Annotated in this window: 19 protein-coding genes and 4 tRNA genes; 15 read left to right on the forward strand and 8 right to left on the reverse strand. The window is 67.3% G+C overall.

Features of this window, described 5'->3' with window-relative positions:
* Nucleotides 1-7: 7 nt before the first annotated feature.
* The 3 genes from MRBLWO12_RS06360 to MRBLWO12_RS06370 all read right to left on the reverse strand — a co-directional run bounded on the left by MRBLWO12_RS06360 (nt 8) and on the right by MRBLWO12_RS06370 (nt 306).
* Nucleotides 8-79 (reverse strand) — tRNA-Val (locus tag MRBLWO12_RS06360).
* Between the two features lie 29 nt (nt 80-108).
* Nucleotides 109-179 (reverse strand) — tRNA-Cys (locus tag MRBLWO12_RS06365).
* A 54-nt stretch (nt 180-233) separates the two neighbouring features.
* Nucleotides 234-306, reverse strand: a tRNA-Gly gene (locus MRBLWO12_RS06370).
* Nucleotides 307-458: 152 nt separating this feature from the next.
* Between MRBLWO12_RS06370 and MRBLWO12_RS06375 the strand changes: the two genes are divergently transcribed.
* Both MRBLWO12_RS06375 and MRBLWO12_RS06380 read left to right on the forward strand, forming a co-directional pair.
* A tRNA-Val gene (locus MRBLWO12_RS06375) sits at nt 459-531 on the forward strand.
* 73 nt (nt 532-604) lie between these two features.
* Complete coding sequence (locus tag MRBLWO12_RS06380; protein ID WP_363553768.1) at nt 605-1036, forward strand: GIY-YIG nuclease family protein; 432 nt, start codon at nt 605-607, stop codon at nt 1034-1036.
* Nucleotides 1037-1152: 116 nt separating this feature from the next.
* Here the strand turns inward: MRBLWO12_RS06380 and MRBLWO12_RS06385 are convergent, their stop codons facing one another.
* On the reverse strand, nt 1153-1539 hold the full coding sequence (locus MRBLWO12_RS06385; protein WP_363553770.1) for an SPW repeat domain-containing protein: 387 nt from the start codon (nt 1537-1539) through the stop codon (nt 1153-1155).
* 227 nt (nt 1540-1766) lie between these two features.
* On the opposite strand from MRBLWO12_RS06385, the gene MRBLWO12_RS06390 reads away from it, so the two are divergent.
* The 7 genes from MRBLWO12_RS06390 (at nt 1767) to MRBLWO12_RS06420 (ending at nt 8967) form a co-directional block, all read left to right on the forward strand.
* Entirely contained in the window at nt 1767-2825 is a 1059-nt protein-coding gene (locus MRBLWO12_RS06390; RefSeq protein WP_363553772.1) for an ABC transporter substrate-binding protein, read from the forward strand.
* Nucleotides 2822-3586 carry an ABC transporter ATP-binding protein gene (locus MRBLWO12_RS06395; protein WP_363553774.1) on the forward strand — a complete coding sequence of 255 codons (765 nt, stop codon included), beginning with the start codon at nt 2822-2824 and terminating at the stop codon, nt 3584-3586. The genes MRBLWO12_RS06390 and MRBLWO12_RS06395 overlap by 4 nt, the downstream gene beginning before the upstream one ends.
* The gene (locus MRBLWO12_RS06400; protein WP_363553776.1) at nt 3583-4398 is read left to right on the forward strand and encodes an ABC transporter permease; all 816 of its coding nucleotides are present in this window, start codon (nt 3583-3585) and stop codon (nt 4396-4398) included. Before MRBLWO12_RS06395 ends, MRBLWO12_RS06400 begins: the two co-directional genes overlap by 4 nt.
* 10 nt (nt 4399-4408) lie before the next feature.
* Nucleotides 4409-5383 (forward strand): Ldh family oxidoreductase, encoded by a 975-nt coding sequence (locus tag MRBLWO12_RS06405; RefSeq protein ID WP_363553778.1) that lies wholly within the window; start codon nt 4409-4411, stop codon nt 5381-5383.
* A complete protein-coding gene (locus tag MRBLWO12_RS06410) occupies nt 5380-6762 on the forward strand; it encodes an acyl-CoA thioesterase/bile acid-CoA:amino acid N-acyltransferase family protein (RefSeq protein ID WP_363553780.1) in 1383 nt (460 codons plus the stop codon). Before MRBLWO12_RS06405 ends, MRBLWO12_RS06410 begins: the two co-directional genes overlap by 4 nt.
* A gap of 2 nt (nt 6763-6764) precedes the next feature.
* Entirely contained in the window at nt 6765-7640 is an 876-nt protein-coding gene (locus MRBLWO12_RS06415; protein WP_363553782.1) for a DUF1684 domain-containing protein, read from the forward strand.
* Between the two features lie 172 nt (nt 7641-7812).
* Nucleotides 7813-8967 carry a DUF1611 domain-containing protein gene (locus tag MRBLWO12_RS06420; RefSeq protein WP_363553784.1) on the forward strand — a complete coding sequence of 385 codons (1155 nt, stop codon included), beginning with the start codon at nt 7813-7815 and terminating at the stop codon, nt 8965-8967.
* Here MRBLWO12_RS06420 and MRBLWO12_RS06425 read toward each other — a convergent pair.
* From MRBLWO12_RS06425 to zapE, 3 genes are all read right to left on the reverse strand, one after another.
* On the reverse strand, nt 8933-9511 hold the full coding sequence (locus MRBLWO12_RS06425; protein ID WP_363553786.1) for a type II toxin-antitoxin system PemK/MazF family toxin: 579 nt from the start codon (nt 9509-9511) through the stop codon (nt 8933-8935). The two genes, MRBLWO12_RS06420 and MRBLWO12_RS06425, sit on opposite strands and share 35 nt — an antisense overlap.
* Before the next feature lie 20 nt (nt 9512-9531).
* The gene (locus MRBLWO12_RS06430) at nt 9532-10770 is read right to left on the reverse strand and encodes an ammonium transporter (protein WP_363553788.1); all 1239 of its coding nucleotides are present in this window, start codon (nt 10768-10770) and stop codon (nt 9532-9534) included.
* Nucleotides 10771-10904: 134 nt separating this feature from the next.
* Nucleotides 10905-11942: a cell division protein ZapE gene (gene zapE, locus MRBLWO12_RS06435; protein ID WP_363553790.1), complete on the reverse strand. Its 1038-nt coding sequence runs from the start codon at nt 11940-11942 to the stop codon at nt 10905-10907.
* Between the two features lie 145 nt (nt 11943-12087).
* Here zapE and MRBLWO12_RS06440 point away from each other — a divergent pair, with 145 nt between their 5' ends.
* Nucleotides 12088-12981 (forward strand): sulfurtransferase, encoded by an 894-nt coding sequence (locus tag MRBLWO12_RS06440; RefSeq protein ID WP_363553792.1) that lies wholly within the window; start codon nt 12088-12090, stop codon nt 12979-12981.
* A gap of 18 nt (nt 12982-12999) precedes the next feature.
* A complete protein-coding gene (locus tag MRBLWO12_RS06445) occupies nt 13000-13431 on the forward strand; it encodes a SufE family protein (protein ID WP_363553794.1) in 432 nt (143 codons plus the stop codon).
* Here the strand turns inward: MRBLWO12_RS06445 and MRBLWO12_RS06450 are convergent.
* On the reverse strand, nt 13415-14569 hold the full coding sequence (locus MRBLWO12_RS06450; RefSeq protein ID WP_363553796.1) for an alpha/beta hydrolase family protein: 1155 nt from the start codon (nt 14567-14569) through the stop codon (nt 13415-13417). The genes MRBLWO12_RS06445 and MRBLWO12_RS06450 overlap by 17 nt on opposite strands.
* 25 nt (nt 14570-14594) lie before the next feature.
* Between MRBLWO12_RS06450 and MRBLWO12_RS06455 the strand changes: the two genes are divergently transcribed.
* The 4 genes from MRBLWO12_RS06455 to MRBLWO12_RS06470 all read left to right on the forward strand — a co-directional run bounded on the left by MRBLWO12_RS06455 (nt 14595) and on the right by MRBLWO12_RS06470 (nt 19791).
* Complete coding sequence (locus MRBLWO12_RS06455) at nt 14595-15176, forward strand: DUF3000 domain-containing protein (protein WP_363553798.1); 582 nt, start codon at nt 14595-14597, stop codon at nt 15174-15176.
* Nucleotides 15169-16362, forward strand: coding sequence for a ribonuclease D (locus tag MRBLWO12_RS06460; RefSeq protein ID WP_363553800.1), 1194 nt, complete (start codon nt 15169-15171; stop codon nt 16360-16362). The genes MRBLWO12_RS06455 and MRBLWO12_RS06460 overlap by 8 nt, the downstream gene beginning before the upstream one ends.
* Before the next feature lie 73 nt (nt 16363-16435).
* A complete protein-coding gene (locus MRBLWO12_RS06465; protein WP_363553802.1) occupies nt 16436-17638 on the forward strand; it encodes a thiolase family protein in 1203 nt (400 codons plus the stop codon).
* An 8-nt stretch (nt 17639-17646) separates the two neighbouring features.
* Complete coding sequence (locus tag MRBLWO12_RS06470; RefSeq protein WP_363558548.1) at nt 17647-19791, forward strand: 3-hydroxyacyl-CoA dehydrogenase NAD-binding domain-containing protein; 2145 nt, start codon at nt 17647-17649, stop codon at nt 19789-19791.
* The last annotated feature ends 1 nt before the right edge of the window (nt 19792 follow it).

Raw genomic sequence — 19792 nt, forward strand, 5'->3', positions numbered from 1 at the left:
TTCAGTGTGCGCGATACTGGGATCGAACCAGTGACCTCTTCCGTGTCAGGGAAGCGCGCTACCGCTGCGCCAATCGCGCCTAAAAAGGCTGTTCAGTTGTGTGTGACGAGGTGGCGACGGGATTCGAACCCGTGTAAACGGCTTTGCAGGCCGGTGCCTAGCCGCTCGGCCACGCCACCGTGTGGATTGACCCCACGCGTAAAGAGCCTTCCGAAGAAGACCCTCTACACTCGAGCGGATGACGAGACTCGAACTCGCGACCCCAACCTTGGCAAGGTTGTGCGCTACCAACTGCGCTACATCCGCATTTCGTTCCCGGTTGTCCCGGGCACTCATGAAACATTAGCCGATGATTCGCTGGTGTCCAAACCCGAAGCGAATCTCGCGCGTGTCTCCCAGGATGGTCATCCGGGCGACTTCGGGTCGGGTAGTATCGGTTGTCGAGCCTCACAGCTCATGGGCGATTGGCGCAGTTGGTAGCGCGCTTCCTTCACACGGAAGAGGTCATCGGTTCGAGTCCGGTATCGCCCACAGATCAGAAGCCCTCGATTCGTCGGGGGCTTCTTGTGTTTCCGATGTCCGTGGCGGCGCGTAGGTTCGCGCTGTGCCCACGATCGACGCCCTCCCCGGCCCCTGCCACCTGTGCGGCGGCTCGACCGGCACCCGGATCGAGCATGCCTGGGTGTGCACGGTCTGCGGGTGGCGGTATGGCGACGTGCCCGACTCGGGCCTGCCCCTTCCTCGAGTGGATGTCGTCTACTACCTGCGCTTCGATCGCCGGGTGAAGATCGGCACCAGCAGACGGCCTCGCCAGCGTCTCGCCAGCATCCGCCACGACGAGTTACTTGCCTTCGAACGCGGAGACAGAGTCGTCGAGCACCGTCGGCACCTCGAGTTCGCCGCCCTGCGAGAAGGGGGCGAGTGGTTCACCCTGACGTCCGCGTTGGATGAGCACATCGCGACCGTCCGCGCCGCGGGCGAACCCTGGCATCTCTATGCACGATGGTTCAGCGAGGCGCTCCAGCGCAACGGATGACGAGCGACCGGCACACATGAGTCGGGCCGCTGCTCCCGAGGAGAACAGCGGCCCGACTCATGTCATCACAGGATCAGAGGCAGCTCACGAGACAGCGGGAGCGGCCGGGGTGCAGGTCACGCGGTGGCGACCCTGTTTCGCGACGGTGCCGGCTGCGGCTGCGAGAACAGCACGACGACGATTACGGCGGCGCCGACGACGACGTGCGGCAGCCAGACGTTCACTGCCTCACCGGAGAAGCCGAAGATCCACGGCGACAACGCCAGGAACAGGCTCGCGACGATGTCGAACACGAGGTGGACGGGCATCGGGATGAAGCCGAAGGGTCCCCATTCGTACCTCGTGAACAGGCTGTAGACGATGAGCCCGACGCCCAGGACGATCGGGATCACCACGGCCGGGCCACCCATGGCGGCGAAGCCGAAGAGCCACGGTGCGGCGATGAGCGCGATACCCACGATGTAGTCGAGTGCACCGTGGACCTTGGTGGGGATGAAACGCATGATTCCTCCTTGTGCTTCGCCGCGGTTGCGGCTCAACGATGGTTCGGCACCCACCCCGAAACGGATTGTCGGAACTCAGTGCACGCGCCCATCGGGAAGCCGCAAGCCCCCTTCTCCTCACAGTCGTGTCACAGTGTGACGCCGCGGTATCCCAAAATATCGGCGGATCGATAGGTTCGAGATACCCGTGCTTACCCGCGCACGACACCCGACCTCAGGAGCAAGACATGTCCTCTCGCCGCCGTGCCCTCGCGGGCGCATCCCTCCTTCTCGCCAGCACCCTGCTGGTCTCGGCCTGCACCTCGACCGGAGCCGGAGAGGCCACGGACTCCGCCGAAGACGCGCCGCCCATCACGTTCCTGTACTCGCCCTACGCGGACTACGCGCCGTTCTTCCTCGCCGAGGAAAAGGGCTACTTCGAAGACGCCGGCGTCGACGTCGAGCTCGTCGCCAAGGGTGGGAGCTCGGGCGAGACCTACCAGCAGGTGAGCACGGGCAACATCACCGCCGGCGGCGCGACCTGGGGCGCCGGCCTGTTCAACGCCACCAAGTCAGGCGCTTCGATCTCCGTCATCGCCAGCGTCTCCCGCATCCCCGAGTCGGGCCCCAACCCCTCTCCCCTGCTCGCCTCCGATGCCTCGGGCATCACCGATGCCGCCGACCTCAAGGGCAAGAAGATCGGCATCCCCGGTGACGGCGGCTTCGGCATCTACTCCGTCGCGCTGGCACTGGAATCCGTCGGTCTCTCGGTCGCAGACGTCGAGCTGGTGAACCTCAGCCCCGGCGACATCCCCGCCGCGCTCGCGAACGGGTCCGTCGAGGCCAGCTGGTCCATCGAGCCCATCTCGTCTGCCGTCATCGCCCAGGGCATCGGACACGAGCTGCTCGACATCGACTACCAGGCCGGCGTCGAGCTCGGCGCGATGGTCTTCAATACCGAGTACGTCGACAAGCACCCGGCCGCCGTCACCGCCTTCACCGCGGCCTACCTCAAGGCTGTGAAGGAGCTCGAGGACGGCGGATGGCAGGACCCGGCCACGCAGAAGATCATCGCCGAGTACACCGACCTCCCCGTCGAGACCCTGACCTCCATCGCGCTCACCACGCAGGACCCGAGCGGCGCGATCGACTGGGAGGACGTCGCCCGCCAGGAGCAGTTCTTCCGTGATCGCGACGCTCTCGAGTTCGACGGCGACTCCGGCATCCAGGACATCTACCGCGACGACATCCTGAGCGACGCGATCGCTCTCGTCGAGAGCGGCGACCTGGCACCCGCCGGGAAATGAGCGGCCTCAGCGTCAAGGGGCTCTGGAAGGCGTATCCGAACGCGGATCGCAAGGATGAGCTCCTGGTGGCCCTCGAGGACATCGATCTGGAGATCGCGGACAACGAGTTCGTCTGCGTCCTCGGCCCCTCGGGCTGTGGCAAGAGCACTCTGCTCCGCATCGCCGCCGGCCTCGAGAAGCCGAGCCTCGGGACGATCGAGACCTCCAGCCGTCCCTCCGTGGTGTTCCAGGAGCACGGCGTCTTCCCCTGGCTGACCGTCGCGCAGAACATCGGCTATCCGCTCAAGCTGCGAGGCCTGTCGCGCGCGCAGCGGAACGAGCGCGTGGAGCAGCTCCTCGACCTCGTGGGACTGTCGGAGTTCGGCGGCTACTTCCCCGCACAGATCTCCGGCGGCATGCGCCAGCGCACCTCGGTGGCGCGTGCACTCGCGGACGACGGCGATCTGCTGCTCATGGACGAGCCCTTCGGCGCTCTCGACGAGCAGACACGGGTGGCACTTCAGCAGGAGCTCCTGCAGATCTGGGAACGCACCTCGAAGGCGGTCATGTTCATCACCCACAGCGTCGACGAAGCCCTCATGCTCGCCGACCGCGTCGTCGTGATGTCGCACCGTCCCGGTCGCATCATCGACGACATCGAGGTGCCGTTCGGGCGGCCGCGCGATATCGCCGGGCTCCGGAAGGACCCGCGCTACGGCGAGATCACGGAACGGCTGTGGACTCTGCTGGAACACGGAACGGAACAGGAGGTGGCGTCGTGAGCGCGATCGCCGATCCGGCCATCGAACGGCAGCTCAAGGACGCGGTCAAGGCTGAACGCGGCTCGGTGTGGGTCCGTCGTCTCGGGCCGTACACGCCGCTGCTCATCCTGCTGGTCTGGGAGATCTGCAGCCGGACGGGCGTTCTCGATGCACGCTTCTTCCCCGCACCGAGCTCGATCGTGGAGACCTTCTTCGAGCTGCTGGCTTCGGGAGTACTGCTCGAGAACATCAGCATCACGCTGTCGCGCATCGCGATCGGATTCGTGATGGGAGCGATTCCCGGGATCATCCTGGGTGTCCTGCTCGGATCTGTGCGCACCCTGCGCCTGCTGCTGGACCCGATCTTCTCGAGCCTGCTGCCCGTGCCGAAGGTCGCGATCTTCCCGCTGCTCCTGCTGATCTTCGGACTGGGAGAGACGAGCAAGTACGTCATCGTCGCGATCGGCGTGTTCTTCTATCTCCTGTTCAACACGCTCAGCGGAGTCATGCAGACGCCTCCACTGCTCAACGACGTCGCGAACGCGAACGGCGCCACCCGTCTGCAGCGCTGGATGACCGTGTCCTTCCCCTATGCGCTGCCCTCCATCTTCACCGGCATCAAGCTGGCGACCGGAGGAGCGTTCGTCATCATCGCAGCGTCGGAGTTCGTCGGCGCGAACAGCGGCCTCGGCTACATGATCTGGAGCTCATGGGGCACCTTCGCCGTCTCGAAGATGTATGTCGGCATCGTCACGATCTCGGTGCTCGGCTACGCGGCGACCTGGCTGTGGGCGCTCCTCGAGCGTCGTGTCGTGCCCTGGGTGAAGTACTGAACGGAGCGACATGAGGGTCATCACTGCGCATCTCCTCGCCGATCTCCGCCAGACGCTGGGCGCGGCGGCGCCTGCGGCGGATCCCGCAGACGTCGCGCGTGCGGCATTCTGGCTCGTGCAGGCGGAACAGCTCGGTCTCGGCGAGTTCGGGATCCGGATGCTGGTCCGTGAACTCGAACGGCTCGAGGAGGACGACGCGACGGCCGCGGCGAACGTCGGGGACGGTGCCGCGATCGGCTCGATCGACGCGACAGCAGTCCCTGGTGTGGTCGCGCTGGCGTCCGCGGTGCGGCGTGCCTCGGAAGCCGTCGCTGCACATGGACTGGCTCTCGTGGGAATCCGCGGAGCCGGTGCGCTCGGCATCCTGGGTCTCGCCGCGCGATCGCTCGCGTCGCAGGGCACCGTCGCCTTCATCGCGGCACAGTCCCCCGCAGCCGTCGCGCCGTGGGGGGCACGGGCCGCCGCTATCGGCACGAATCCGCTCGCGATCGCCGTTCCACGCACCGAGGCTCCTCCCCTGGTCGTCGACTACGCGACGTCGTCGCTCACCCTGGCCGCCGTGCATGAGGCGCGCCGCTCCGGTGCGCTGCTCCCCGAGGGCATCGCGCTGGACGCGGCCGGCGAGCCGACCGTCGATCCTGCCGCCGTGGCCGCCGTGCTCCCTGCGGGGCTCGCAGGCTCACTGACCGGGCTGGTCGTCGAACTGCTGGCCGGCGTCGCGGTGGGAGGACGGGTCACCGATCCGGAGGCACGGATGAGCCGGGGCGCCGTGATCGTGGCGTTCGATCCTGCCCGCGCCGGTGGCACCGACGCGGCCGCGGCTGCGTCCACACTCGACCGCGACTGGCGCGCCGCAGGAGGACACCTGCCCGCGCGCTTCGACGCGCTCGGAGACCGGCCGGAAGACCTCCCCGACGCCCTCGAGATCGAAGAGTCCGCGGTCGCCTGGTTGTCCGACAGAGTCGCCGGAAGCTCGCCCGCATGAGCAGCTCCCCTCGATCCTTCACTCTCGACGTCTCGCCTGCGGTCGGGCCCCTGTGGGAGCGCCGCGCCCTCAGCGTGAGCGGCGCCTCTCCCGGGTCTCTGGTCACCGTGCGTGCCGTCACACGGCGCGACGGCGGCGAGTGGGCTGCCCAGGCGACCTTCCTCGCGGATGCCGAGGGACGCGTAGATGCCGCCACCGAGGCACCCGTCTCCGGCGACTACCGCGTCGCCGACGCGATGGGGCTGTTCTGGTCGCAGAGGCGAGAACCCGGCACGACCGGCTCCGCGGAGCCGTCGAGAGTCGACACTCCCGTCGTCACCACCGTCACCGCATGGAATGAGCCAGGAACCGGCCACCTCGATGTCGCCGGCGAAGGCGCACGCGCGTCTCGCGACACGGTCGAGGTCGTGCAATGGCTCCGCGGCGAGGGAGTCTCTCGCACGGAGATCCGCGACGACGGACTCGTCGGAACCCTCTTCCGCCCCGCGCTGCCCGGCCCGTTGCCCACCGTCATCGTGCTGAACGGCTCGGGTGGCGGCATCAACGAGGCTCGCGCCGCACAGTATGCGTCTCGCGGCATACAGGCGCTGGCGCTCGGATACTTCCGCGCACCGGGGCTGTCGGACCACATCTCCCGCACTCCGCTCGAGTACTTCGAACGCGCGTTGATCTACGTCGCAACCGAGCTCGACCCCGCGGGCGGGCGCGCAATCGTGAGCGGGCAGTCGCGCGGCGGCGAGCTGTCGCTGCTGCTCGCCGCGACCTACCCCGAGCTGGTGCTCGCGAGTGTGCCGTTCGTACCTGGCGCATTCGTCTTCGGCGCTCAGGGCGCGGCTGATCCCGCCGAGGGCTGGAGCGGACCGACCTGGACCCGTGCGGGCGAACCCCTGGAGCACCTCTGGCACGACAACTCCGGAGTGACCTGGCAGCCGTGGAACGACGAGCCACCGCCCACGCGTCATCGCGATGTCTACGTCGACGGTCTGCATGATCGCGAGCTGGCGCGCGCGTCGCGCATCCCGATCGAGAACTTCACCGGGCCGGTGCTCTGCATCTCCGGACTCGACGATCGTGCCTGGCCGTCCAGCATGGCGTCCCGCCTCGTCATCGACACGCTGGCGCGGCACGGCCACGCTGCGGAGCGCCTCCACCTCGACTACGAAGACGCCGGCCACGGCATCGCGCTCCCCCACCTGCCCAGCACCGACATCGAGCGCACGCATCCGGTCTCCGGTGTGCGCTACTCGAACGGTGGCACTCCGAGGGGCATCGCCGCCGCCAGCGCCGACTCGTTCGAGCAGGTCTGCGCTTTCATCCACCGCTCGGCCGCCCAGGCATCCGCCGTCGGCCGCACTACACCGAGAAACGAAGGACGGTAGTCATGCCCGCGAAGGAGCACCTCGAAGGCCAGTGGCGGGAGTGGCGTCACGCCAGGGTCGCGGAACTCACACGCCCCTACGGGTGGACCGCGCTCGTCGCCCAGCACTGGCTCCGCGACGGCGACACCGGGCTCGAGCTCGAGGGTCTGCCCGGCACGTGGGGCGTGGAGGACGGGAAGGTCCTGTACACACCGCCCACCGAGGGGCCGAACCTCGTCGTCGACGGGGAATACGCCACGGCGACGGTCGAGGTCGTCCCCGGTCGCAATCAGACCTACGGACACGGGAGCAGCGTGCCCGTCTACTTCGGGCTGAGCGAGGTCGAGACGATCCCCCGCACGACCGATGACGGCGACCGTATCTTCGCCGTCCGCGTGCGCGACCCCCGCGAGTCCGCCCGCAAGGACTTCTCGGGTCTCACCGCGTACGAGTACGACCCGTCCTGGCGCATCCCCGCGCGCTTCACCCCGGCCGTCCGCGAGGACGTGGAGCAGGTCACGGTCGAGACCGGCGTGCGCGAGACGACCGCGCGCATCGGGACGCTCGCCTTCGAGCACGCCGGGCGCACGTACGAGCTCGCACTGATCGGCAAGGACGCGGCCTACGGCGTGCAGCCGGTGGCGCACATCCGCGACCTCACGAGCGCGAAGACCACCTACGGCGCGGGGCGCGTCGTCGAGCTGCAGTTCAGCGACGAGTCCGGTGAGCGCATCGATCACATCGACTTCAACTACCTGACCGCCCTGCCCTGCGCGTTCACGAACTTCGTGACATGCCCGCTTCCACCGAGCCAGAACCACCTCGACTTCGAGGTGCTCGCCGGAGAGAAGAAGCCTGACGTCGTGATCGACCGAGTGCTGACCTTCCAGAGCAGCTGAGTCGGCCGGGGACTGCGCCGTACGACTCGCGGCGCCGTCCCAGGCGGCACTGGTACGGTGGGCAGGTCGGCAGCTTGCCGACGTCAGGGAAGACTTCTTGTCGACCAACGGGCCTCTCGGCCATTTCGTTCTCCGTCGCCTCCTCTGTGCGAGTGCGAGGAGCGTCCTGCCCGTGTCATCCCTACCCCGTTCGATCAACCCTGCCGCCCGCGAGTGGGCTGCGCCGATCGCACTTCCGCTCGGCACGACGGCCGTCGTCTACTGCGAAGGCCAGTTCGGCGAGCAGGACGGCAAGACCGCCAACGGCCTGGTCCGGCACTCGGAGAAGTACGAGATCCTCAGCGTCATCGACACGACGCATGCCGGCGCGGATGCCGGGATGCTGCTCGACGGCACCGCTAAGAGCATCCCGATCCTCGACGGGCTCGCATCGGCGATCGCGCACGCCGGGCACGTCCCCGACTACCTGATCTGCGGTGTCGCCCCCGCCGACGGAATGCTCTCCGAGGATCAGCGCACGGTGCTGCTCGATGGCATCTCGCGAGGGATGCACATCATCAACGGCCTCCACGAGTTCCTGACCGATGATGCGGAGTTCGTCGCGGCGAGCCTTCTCGCCGGTGTCACGATCACCGATGTCCGTCGCCCCAAGGAGAAGAAGGACCTGCATCTGTTCTCCGGTCGGATCTTCGACGTCACCTGCCCGCGCATCACGGTTCTCGGTACCGACGGCGCGATCGGCAAGCGCACCACGTCGACTCTGCTCGTCCGTGCGCTCAACGAGCGGGGCATCCATGCCGTGATGGTCGGCACCGGACAGACCACGATCATCCAGGGCGGCAAGTACGGTGTGGCGCTCGACGCCCTCGTCCCGCAGTTCTGCTCCGGCGAGGTCGAGAACCAGGTCGTCGCCGCTTTCGAGGGCGAGGACCCCGATGTGATCATCGTCGAGGGCCAGGGGGCGCTCAGCCACCCCGCGTACATCACGTCCGCTCACATCCTCCGCGGAAGCCAGCCGGCTGGCGTCATCGTGCAGCACGCACCCGGCCGCAAGGTGCTCGGAGACTTCCCGATGGTCGACATGCCGACCGTCACGAGCGAGATCGCGCTGATCGAAGCCTTCTCCGACACCCGAGTGATCGGGGTCACCGTGAACCACGAGAACCTGTCGGCGCAGGAGCTGGCAGACGCGATCGATGAGATCGAGTTGGACACAGGGCTCCCGGCCACAGATCCTCTGACGCGGCCGTTGTCCGACCTCGTCGACATGGTGCTTCAGGCGTTCCCGGCGCTCACTCCGCTGCCCGCCACCCGTAGCGCCGCGTGAGCGCAGCCCCGACGCGGTCGTAGCGTCGGCGATCGAGGACCGCGGCCTCGCGCCGGAGTCCTCGATCGTGCACGCTGTACAGCTGTTCGATGTCGACCCACGATTCACGCCCCTGCGAGTCCCAGGTGCCGGTTCCGATCGAGAGGTAATCCCGCTCGCCGTCGTGCGGCTTACTGGTCATCCGCACCGCGTAGACACGATCAGCGGACTCCCGGCCGATCACCAGGACGGGCCGGTCTTTGCCGCGACCGTCGTTCTCCTCGTACGGCACCCAGGTCCAGATGATCTCCCCGGCGTCCGGGGCTCCGTCGCGGTCGGGCGCGTAGTCGATCCGCAGCGATCCGATCCGGTCGGGATCGACGCGGATGGTGGCCTTTCCCGCAGCGCTCCCGGCGTCGGTCCCGGTGCGTGATTCCTCACGCGGTTCTGTGCGCAGACGCGCAGTCGGGCGCCTCGGAGCTGATGTCCGAGACGCCCGATTCGATCCCAGTGCGTTGCGCAGGATCTCCGCGAGAGTGGAGAGGATGCCGTTGGAAGAACTCACACGGTCACCCTAACCGCCCCTCATGCATCTGCGAGTGCGTATCCCTCTTCACCGTGGACGACCTGGTCGACACCGGCGATCTCGTCCTCGTTCGTGATGCGGAAGCCGATCGTCTTCTCGATCGCGAAGCCGATGATGAAGGCGACCACGAAGGAGTAGATCAGCACACCGAGCGCGGCGATCACCTGGACGGCGAGCTGGCGAGCGTCGCCACCCACGAACAGGCCGGTTTCGGTGGCGAAGAAGCCGAGGTACAGCGTTCCGATCAGACCACCGACGAGGTGGATGCCGACCACATCGAGAGAGTCGTCGAAGCCGAGGCGGAACTTCAGCTCCACCGCGAGAGCGCAGACGATACCGGCGACAGCGCCGAGCAGCAGAGACCAGCCGGGCGTCAGGTTGGCGCAGGCCGGCGTGATGGCGACCAGACCGGCAACCGCACCGGATGCGGCGCCGACCGACGTGGCCTTGCCGTCCTTGATGCGCTCGATCAGGATCCAGCCGAGGATCGCGGCCGCCGTGGCGCCGAGAGTGTTCAGGCCGATGAGTCCGACGCCGCCCATGTCCTCTGCGAGCCACTCAGCGCCTGCGTTGAAGCCGAACCAGCCGAACCACAGCAGCGCGGCGCCCAGGAGCGTCAGCGGCACGTTGTGCGGCTTGAGGATGCCCTTCTGGAAGCCGATGCGCTTGCCGAGGACGAGGGCCAGGGCGAGAGCTGCGGCACCCGCGTTGATGTGGACCGCGGTACCACCGGCGTAGTCGATGACGCCGATCCCGCTGTCCTCACCGAAGAGCGTGGTGCCGAGGTTCATGATCCAGCCGCCACCCCAGACCCAGGCGGCGACCGGGAAGTAGCCGACCGTGGCGAAGACACCGGCGAAGATCAGCCAGCTGCCGAACTTCGCGCGGTCGGCGATGGCACCGGAGATCAGCGCGACGGTGATGATGGCGAAGGTCGCACCGTAGGCGACGCCGAGCAGCGCCACGTTGGAGCCTTCACCGGCGGCGAGGTTCGCCAGTCCGAAGTCGGCGAACGGGTTGCCTGCGAAGGCGGTCGGGCTGTCGACGGCGCTCATCGAGAAGCCGAAGAGAATCCACAGCACGGCGACAAGTCCGATCGAGCCGAAACTCATCATCATCATGCTGACGACGCTCTTCGCCTTGACGAGACCGCCGTAGAAGAAGGCGACGCCAGGCGTCATGAGCAGAACCAGCGCTGTCGCGGTGATCGCCCACGAGATGTTGCCGGGAGCATCCATAGGAAAACCTCACATCCGAAGTAATTGAGAGCTTCAGTGTGACCACGCGCGGTTTCGTCAATGCGTGAAGTTTGTTTCTTCCCTGTTACAGCCTGCCCCTGGGTGTGAACATCGCGTTACAGGGGCCTTCGCGGTTACGCAGAATGCGTGAGGGCGTTCAATCGGGAGATGGCGCGGAGGTACTTCTTGCGGTATCCGCCGGACAGCATCTCATCGGAGAAAACGGTGTCCAGACCGGCTCCGGTGGCGATCACCGGGATCTGCGCGTCGTACACCCGGTCGACGAAAGCGACCAGCCGCAGAGCCTCGGACTGGTCCACCAGCTGGTGGACGCCACGCAGGCCGACCACATCGATTCCGGTCAGCAGACGGATGTATCGAGAGGGGTGCACCTGCGCGAGATGGCGGATCAGATCGTCGAATGCATCGTCGGAGGCGCGCTTCGCCGCACCGGCCTCCTCGAGCGCCTCACCGTACTGCGCGTCATCGAGCACCACGGCATGGCCGTCGAGGGCGCGCTGACGGAAGTCGACGCCGTCGATGCGCAGCGTCTGGAAGCTGTCGGACATCGCGTGGATCTCGCGGAGGAAATCCTGCGCGGCGAAGCGTCCCTCGCCCAGTGCGTTCGGCGGAGTGTTCGAGGTGGCGGCCAGCCGGGTTCCGGTGGGGACGAGCTCTCCGAGGAGCCGCGTCATCACCATGGTGTCACCCGGATCATCGAGTTCGAACTCGTCGATGCAGAGCAGATCGGCGCCCTTGAGCAGGTCGACGGTGTTCTTGTAGCCGAGCGCGCCCACCAGGGCGGTGTACTCGATGAACGAGCCGAAGTACTTCCGGCGAGCCGGCATGGCGTGGTATATAGACGCCAGCAGGTGGGTCTTGCCGACGCCGAAACCGCCGTCGAGGTAGACGCCCGGCTTCAGCTCGGGCTCCTTCTTGGCCCGGCTGAAGAACCCTCCGCGTTTCACAGGGGCGCCCCGACCGGCGAAGCGCATCAGCGTCTCCTTGGCCTCCTCCTGAGAGGGGTACGCGGCATCCGCTCGATAGCTCTCGAAGGTCGCGGTGTCGAACTGCGGCGGCGGCACCAGGCTCGCCAACATCTCGGGACCGCTGACGGTGGGCTGGCGCTCGGTGAGGTGCACGATGCCGGTGCGGCTCGTCGTATCGGTCATCACGGTCCTGTATCGGTGCTGGCCTGTGTCGAAGTCTTACGAATCCGGCGCAGGGCGCACAGCGGGGATCTATCGTCGTAGGGGACGGGACAACTTTACGCCGTCCGCACAGCCACATCGTCCGCTCACCGCTTTGGAGATCCCTATGGCCATCGAGTTCGATTCCTCCTCCCCCAAGTTCGCCGAGTATTCGGAACCGGGACGGCTGGTGACGACCGAGTGGCTTGCGGCTCGCCTGGACACTCCTGGGCTGGTGGTCGTCGAGTCCGACGAGGACGTGCTGCTGTACGAGACGGGGCACATCCCCGGCGCGGTGAAAGTCGACTGGCACACCGAGCTCAACGACCCGGTCGTGCGCGACTACGTCGATGGTGAGGGATTCGCCGAGCTGCTGAGCCGCAAGGGCATCGCGCGCGACGACACGGTCGTGATCTACGGCGACAAGAACAACTGGTGGGCCGCCTACGCGCTCTGGGTCTTCTCCCTGTTCGGCCACGAAGACGTCCGGCTGCTCGACGGCGGCCGTGACCGCTGGATCTCGGAGGGTCGCGAGCTGACCCGCGAGGCGACCGTCCGCCCGGCGACCGAGTACCCGATCGTGGAGCGCGACGACTCCGTGATCCGCGCCTACAAAGAGGATGTCCTCTCCCACATCGGCAACCCGCTGATCGACGTCCGCTCTCCCGAGGAGTACAGCGGTGAGCGCACGACGGCCCCCGCGTACCCGGAAGAGGGAACGCTGCGCGCCGGCCACATCCCCACGGCACAGAGCGTGCCGTGGGCGAAGGCTGTGGCGGAAGACGGCGGATTCAAGCCGCGTGCAGAGCTCGATGCGATCTACCGCGACGGCGCGGGTCTCGCCGATGGCGACGATGTCGTGGCGTACTGCCGCATCGGTGAGCGCTCCAGCCACACCTGGTTCGTGCTCAAGCACCTGCTCGGCTTCGAGAACGTGCGCAACTACGACGGCTCGTGGACCGAGTGGGGCAGCGCGGTCCGCGTGCCGATCGTCACCGGCAGCGAGCCCGGTTCCCTCTGATCGTGTGAGAATTCAGGGATGAGCACCACCGACGTCCCCGACATCCTCGCCGAGATCCGCGACGGCTTCCTCGAGACACCGGAGGCCGATCGTCTGCTGCTCCTGCTGGAGTTCGCGGACGAACTTCCTCCGGTGTCCGACGAGGTGGCGAACCATCCGGAGATGTGCGAGCGGGTGGCGGAGTGCCAGTCCCCCGTCTACATCTACGTCGAGGTCATCGATGGAGTCGTGACCATGCACGCCACCGCGCCGCCGGAGGCGCCGACCACGCGCGGCTTCGCGAGCATCCTGGTGCAGGGCATCACGGGCCTCACCCCCGACGAGGTGCTGGCGATCCCCGACGACTACCCGCAGTCGATCGGACTCACCAAGGCCGTGTCTCCGCTGCGCATCGGCGGCATGACCGGCATGCTGATGCGGGCGAAGAAGCAGGTCAGGCAGAAGCGCTGAACCCCTGCGCCTGCAGCCACTCGGTGATCGCCGCGTTCCACCCCGTCTGGTCGTAGTTCCACAGCTTCGTATGACGTGCGACGGTGAATCGCGGCATCGTCACCAGGTCCGGACGCGCGTCATGGAGCGCATGCGAGGCATCGGCGGGAACGAAGCCGTCGTCCTCGCTGTGCAGGATGAGGATCGGCACCGAGAGTTCCTGCGCACGGGCGACCATGTCGAGCCGGTCGAACGGGATCGCGTCGTCGGCGCCGCTCAGCCGGGCCGTGATCGGCATCGACAGCGCCCCCATCGCGAGATCGGGCAACGGCGCGTGCATTCCGGCGGCGTGAGCCTGGAACCGCAGCACGGTACGCCAGTCCACGACGGGAGAATCGAGGATGAGGCCCACGATCCGATCGCGATTCCCCGAGGAGACCGCAGCCTGCAGGGCCACCGCCCCACCCATCGACCACCCCATGAGGATCACACGGTCGGCGCCGTGACGCAGCGCATAGGCGATCGCGGCGTCGACATCGCGCCATTCCGAAGCGCCGAGCGCGTAGGCGCCACCCCGGCTGCGAGGTGCTTCACCGTCGTTCCGGTAGGAGACGACGAGGGTGGGCATCCCCGCCGCGTGCAGCACCGGCACCGCGCGAAGGCACTCGGCACGCATGGCACCGCGTCCATGCACCTGGATGACCCAGGTCCGGGATTCGCCCGGGAAGAACCAGGCAGGGCATGGTCCCGCCGGTGACCCGATGAGGACGTTCTGGCTCGGCAGGTGGAGCTCGCTCGGAGACGCGTAGTACCAGCCGCTGAAGCGCGCATCGCGATCGACCTGCGCGCCCGGTTCGATCTGCGTCAGCAGTTTGCGGCGCACACTGGTGGCATCCGCGCTCAGCACGGCGCCCAGCTTCACGTACCCGTACGTCCCGGAGGTGAACAGACCGTACCGTCCGGGCAGCTCTGTGTCGAGCGTCCGCCGCAGCTCGATGGTCTGCGCACCGGTGTCGACCGCGATGATCTCGGCATCCGGCGCACGACGCGCCGGAGTGACCACTCGACGGGCGACCCGGAACACGATGATCGACAGCACACCCCCGAGTGCGAGCAACGCGGGGACAAGGAGTGCAACGGCGTGCCTGAGACTCTTCATCGCCTCCTGACTCTAGCCTGTTGCCGTGACCGCACACCCCGACGCCGGGTCGCTCTTCGACAACGCCATAGCTGAACTGCGCGAGACCGCGTTCCGCGACGACATCGTCGTTCGCGAGATCGGCACCCCGCAAGGGCTCGCACCGTTCGCCATCGCGCTCGCCGCCGACGTGCGGCCGGGGGACGACGGCGAGTCCGTGTACGGCACCGGACGGTTCGTGCTGCTGCACGATCCCGAAGCGCCGGACGCCTGGGGCGGAGCCTGGCGCATCATCATCTTCGCCCAGGCGCCGCTGGAGACGGAGATCGGAACGGACCCACTGCTGGCCGACGTCACCTGGTCGTGGCTCGTCGACGCCCTCGACTCGCGCGACGCGGTCTATCACGCCGCATCAGGCACCTCGACGAAGACGCTCTCGAAGGGATTCGGAGGTCTCGCCGTCGAAGGCGACGGCGCCCAGATAGAATTGCGGGCGTCCTGGACTCCGGAAGGCCCGTTCCGACCCCACGTCGAAGCATGGGCCGAACTGGTCGGAATGCTGGCGGGTCTTCCGCCTGGTTCCGAGGGCATCGCCGTTCTCGGCGCGCGAAAGGCTGTACGTGACTGAATACTCCGTGATCTCGGATGCCGAAGAGTTCCGTGCGGCCTGCGCCGCACTCGCCGACGGCACAGGTCCGGTCGCGGTGGATGTCGAGCGCGCATCCGGATTCCGCTACTCCCAGCGCGCCTACCTCGTGCAGGTCTTCCGCCGCGGCGCCGGTGTCTTCCTGTTCGACCCGCCCGCGATCGGCGACTTCGCACCGTTGCAGGACGCCATCGGTTCGGTCGAGTGGGTCCTCCATGCAGCCAGCCAAGACCTTCCTTCGCTACGCGAGCTCCACCTCGAGCCGCCGACGATCTTCGACACCGAGCTCGCCTCACGCCTGCTCGGACTCGAGCGGGTCGGACTCGCCGCGGTCGTCGAGCACACCCTCGGCATCACGCTGAAGAAGGAGCACTCGGCGGCGGACTGGTCCACCCGCCCCCTGCCCGATTCGTGGCTCGACTACGCCGCGCTGGATGTGCTGCACCTCGTCGACGTGCGCGACGCACTCGCGGAAGAGCTGGACGAGCAGGACAAGACCTCGTTCGCAGAAGAGGAGTTCGCTGCCACTCTCGCCCGGGCGCCCAAGCCGCCGCGAGAGGACCCGTGGCGCCGTCTCAGCGGACTCCACCAGGTGCGCGGCGCGCGCAACCTCGCCGTGGCCCGCGCCCTCTGGCAGGCGCGCGAATCCTTCGCTCAGGAGCAGGACGTCTCCCCCGGCCGGCTGGTGCCGGACCGGTCGCTGGTCGCCGCGGTCATGGCGAACCCCCAGAGCAAGCAGGCGCTCGCCGGCACCAAGGAGTTCCAGGGACGCGCGAGCCGCACGCAGCTGGACCGCTGGTGGCAGGCGTTCGTCGACGGCCGCGCGACCGAAGAGCTTCCGCGCGAGCGCGTGCCGAGCGACACTCTTCCGCCCCCGCGTGCCTGGGTGGATCGGAATCCCGAGGCCGATGCCCGCCTCAAGGCCGCACGACCCGTGGTCGAGGCCATCGCCGAAGAGCTGTCGATGCCGACGGAGAACCTTCTGACGCCGGAGTTCCTGCGCCGCATCGCCTGGGACCTCCCCGGCGAGAACGCGGAGGACATCGGCAACGCACTCGCGGCTCTCGGAGCACGCTCCTGGCAGATTGAACAGACTGCACAGAAGATCGCAGACGCCTTTGTAGAAGCCGGTCAAACGCCGGACGAGGCCCCCACTCCGGCTTCGTAGGTTCGATCCAACCGATTCCTCCCGGTTTCTGGGCCTCCATAGACTGAGGCCACCGCACAAACTTGGAGGCAGAGTGGCCGAGATCTCGGACGTCTTCTTCGTCGATGGAGTGCGCACCCCTTTCGGGCGCGCCGGCGAAAAAGGCATGTACTGGAACACCCGCGCAGATGACCTCGCCGTCAAGGCGACCATCGGCCTGTTGGAGCGGAACGCGGCCGTGCCGGCCGACCGCATCGATGACGTCGCGATCGCTGCGACGTCGCAGACAGGAGATCAGGGCCTCACGCTCGGCCGCTCTGTGGCGATCCTCGCCGGCCTGCCGCAGACGGTCCCCGGTCTCGCCGTCGAGCGCATGTGCGCCGGCGCCATGACGAGCGTCACGACCATGGGCGCCTCGATCGGCGTGGGCATGTACGACTTCGCCCTCGCCGGTGGCGTCGAGCACATGGGCCACCACCCGATCGGCGGCAACGCCGACCCGAACCCCCGCTTCGTGGCCGAGAAGATGGTCGACCCCGGCGCGCTCAACATGGGCGTGACGGCGGAGCGCATCTTCGACCGGTTCCCCCACCTCACCAAGGAGCGCTCCGACCGCTACGGCATGCTCAGCCAGCACAAGGTGCAGGCGGCCTACGACGCCGGGAAGATCCAGCCGGACCTCGTGTCCGTGGCGATCAAGGACGCGGACGGCGCCTGGGGCCTCGCGTCCGAGGATGAGGGTCGGCGCCCGCAGACCACGATGGAGGATCTCGCGGCTCTCAAGACGCCGTTCCGTCCGCATGGTCGCGTCACCGCAGGCACCTCGTCCCCGCTCACCGACGGTGCGACCATGTCGCTCCTCGCCGGTGGCGGCGCCGTCAAGGAGTTCGGGCTGACCCCGAAGATGCGCATGGTGTCGTTCGCCTTCGCGGGCGTGCAGCCCGAGATCATGGGAATCGGCCCGATCCCCTCGACGGAGAAGGCGCTCAAGAAGGCCGGGCTGACCATCGACGACATCGGTCTGTTCGAGCTCAACGAGGCCTTCGCGATCCAGGTGATCTCCCTTCTCGACCACTTCGGCATCGCGGATGACGACCCCCGGGTGAATCAGTGGGGCGGCGCGATCGCGCTCGGCCACCCGCTGGCCGCGTCGGGTGTGCGACTGATGATCCAGCTCGCGGCGCAGTTCGCCGAACGCCCCGACGTGCGCTACGGCCTGACGGCGATGTGCGTCGGTCTCGGCCAGGGCGGCTCCGTCATCTGGGAGAACCCGCACTACAACGGCAAGAAGAAGTGAGCGCGAACGTGACGAACTACGAAGCCATCGACTTCTCCCCGATCCAGGCGCTCACCGAGGGCGAGGTCATCACGCACTCCCCTGTGCGCGACATCCGTCTCGCCTCCGGCAAGGTGCTCGCGCTCATCACGCTCGACAACGGCCGCGACCACACCCGCCCGAACACGCTCGGACCCGCCACGCTCACCCAACTCGGCGAGACTCTCGACGCGCTGAAGGAGCGCGCGGCATCCGGCGAGATCCAGGCCGTCGGCATCACGGGAAAGCAGTACATCCTCGCCGCCGGTGCCGACCTGTCAGACATCAGCAAGGTCGGCTCGCGCGACAACGCCCGACTGATCGCGCAGTTGGGGCACAAGGTGCTCGGCAAGTTCTCCGAGCTCGGCGTTCCCTCGTTCGCATTCGTCAATGGGCTCGCGCTCGGCGGCGGGCTCGAGATCGCCCTGAACTCCACGTACCGCACAGTCGACGCGTCGGCAGCAGCTGTCGCTCTCCCCGAGGTCTTCCTCGGGATCATTCCCGGCTGGGGCGGCGCGTACCTGCTTCCGAACCTGATCGGCATCGAGAACGCCCTCGAAGTCGTCATCTCGAACCCGCTCAAGCAGAATCGCATGCTCAAGCCGCAGCAGGCGTTCGACCTCGGGATCTTCGACGCGATCTTCCCTGCCGCGAACTACCTCGAGAACTCGCTGACGTGGGCCGACGCGGTTCTGGGCGGCAAGAAGGTCGAGCGCAAGAACGAGCCGGGCAAGATCGAGCGACTCACCAAGTGGCCGATCGCGATCAAGATGGCGCGCGGCATGCTCGAATCGAAGATCGGCACGGTTCCGAAGTCTCCGTACGCGGCACTGGAACTGCTCGACAAGGCGAAGAGCGGCAGCAAGGCCGAGGGCTTCGCCCGTGAAGACGAGGCGCTCGCCGAGCTCGTCACCGGCGACCAGTTCGCCGCATCGATGTACGCGTTCGATCTGGTGCAGAAGCGTGCCAAGCGGCCGGTCGGAGCCCCCGACAAGGCGCTCGCGAAGAAGGTCACCAAGGTCGGCATCATCGGTGCGGGGCTCATGGCCAGCCAATTCGCGCTGCTGTTCGTGCGCAAGCTCCAGGTCCCGGTGCTGATCACCGACCTCGACCAGGCCCGCGTCGACAAGGGCGTGGCATACATCCATGAGGAGATCGGCAAGCTCGAGGCCAAGGGACGGCTCGATTCCGACTCCGCCAACAAACTGCGTGCTCTCGTCACCGGCACCACGGACAAGAGCCTTTACGCGGACTGCGATTTCGTGATCGAGGCCGTGTTCGAAGAGGTCGGCGTCAAGCAGCAGGTGTTCGGGGAGATCGAGAAGATCATCGCCGAAGATGCGATCCTGGCGACGAACACCTCGTCGCTGTCGGTCGAGGAGATCGGCTCGAAGCTCGCACACCCGGAGCGACTGGTCGGGTTCCACTTCTTCAACCCCGTTGCCGTGATGCCGCTGATCGAGATCGTCCGCACTCCGACCACGTCGGATGCCGCGCTCTCCACGGCATTCGTCGTGGCGCGGAGCCTGGGCAAGAGCGCGGTGCTCACCGCCGACGCCCCCGGTTTCGTGGTGAACCGTCTGCTCGCCAAGGTCATGGGCGAGGCCGCACGTGCGGTGTACGAGGGTACCCCGATCGCCGACGTCGAGAAGGCGTTCGGTCCACTCGGGCTGCCGATGGGACCGTTCCAGCTGATCGATCTGGTCGGGTGGAAGGTCGCCGCTCACGTGCAGGACACGATGGTGCACGCGTTCCCCGACCGCTTCTATGCGAACGAGAACTTCCATGCGCTGGCCGCGCTGGACGCCGTCGTCGAGAAGGACAAGGGCGGCCGAGTGACCGGCTGGACCAAGCAGGCCGAGAAACTGCTGAAGCCGGCGGTGGGCTCCGCGCCCGCTTCGGCCAGCACGATCCTCGGGCGCGTGCAGGACGGCCTCGCGCAGGAGATCAAGCTCATGCTCGACGAGGGCGTGGTCCCGGAGGTCGAGGACATCGATCTCTGCCTGATCCTCGGTGCCGGCTGGCCATTCATCGACGGTGGCGCTTCGCCCTACCTCGACCGTGAGGGCGCGTCCGAGCGCGCGTTCGGCGGATCGTTCCACACTCCGCAGATCCGCGGCGTCGAGAACCGCTGAC

The sequence above is a fragment of the Microbacterium sp. LWO12-1.2 genome, from assembly GCF_040675875.1.
Classification (GTDB): domain Bacteria; phylum Actinomycetota; class Actinomycetes; order Actinomycetales; family Microbacteriaceae; genus Microbacterium.

Coding starts and splice junctions, on each gene's coding strand:
- MRBLWO12_RS06410 (WP_363553780.1), top strand. CDS start 5,380: ATGAGCAGCTCCCCTCGATCCTTCACTCTCGACGTCTCGCCTGCGGTC.
- MRBLWO12_RS06385 (WP_363553770.1), bottom strand. CDS start 1,539: ATGCGTTTCATCCCCACCAAGGTCCACGGTGCACTCGACTACATCGTG.
- MRBLWO12_RS06405 (WP_363553778.1), top strand. CDS start 4,409: ATGAGGGTCATCACTGCGCATCTCCTCGCCGATCTCCGCCAGACGCTG.
- MRBLWO12_RS06390 (WP_363553772.1), top strand. CDS start 1,767: ATGTCCTCTCGCCGCCGTGCCCTCGCGGGCGCATCCCTCCTTCTCGCC.
- zapE (WP_363553790.1), bottom strand. CDS start 11,942: ATGACCGATACGACGAGCCGCACCGGCATCGTGCACCTCACCGAGCGC.
- MRBLWO12_RS06395 (WP_363553774.1), top strand. CDS start 2,822: ATGAGCGGCCTCAGCGTCAAGGGGCTCTGGAAGGCGTATCCGAACGCG.
- MRBLWO12_RS06430 (WP_363553788.1), bottom strand. CDS start 10,770: ATGGATGCTCCCGGCAACATCTCGTGGGCGATCACCGCGACAGCGCTG.
- MRBLWO12_RS06440 (WP_363553792.1), top strand. CDS start 12,088: ATGGCCATCGAGTTCGATTCCTCCTCCCCCAAGTTCGCCGAGTATTCG.
- MRBLWO12_RS06450 (WP_363553796.1), bottom strand. CDS start 14,569: ATGAAGAGTCTCAGGCACGCCGTTGCACTCCTTGTCCCCGCGTTGCTC.
- MRBLWO12_RS06415 (WP_363553782.1), top strand. CDS start 6,765: ATGCCCGCGAAGGAGCACCTCGAAGGCCAGTGGCGGGAGTGGCGTCAC.
- MRBLWO12_RS06445 (WP_363553794.1), top strand. CDS start 13,000: ATGAGCACCACCGACGTCCCCGACATCCTCGCCGAGATCCGCGACGGC.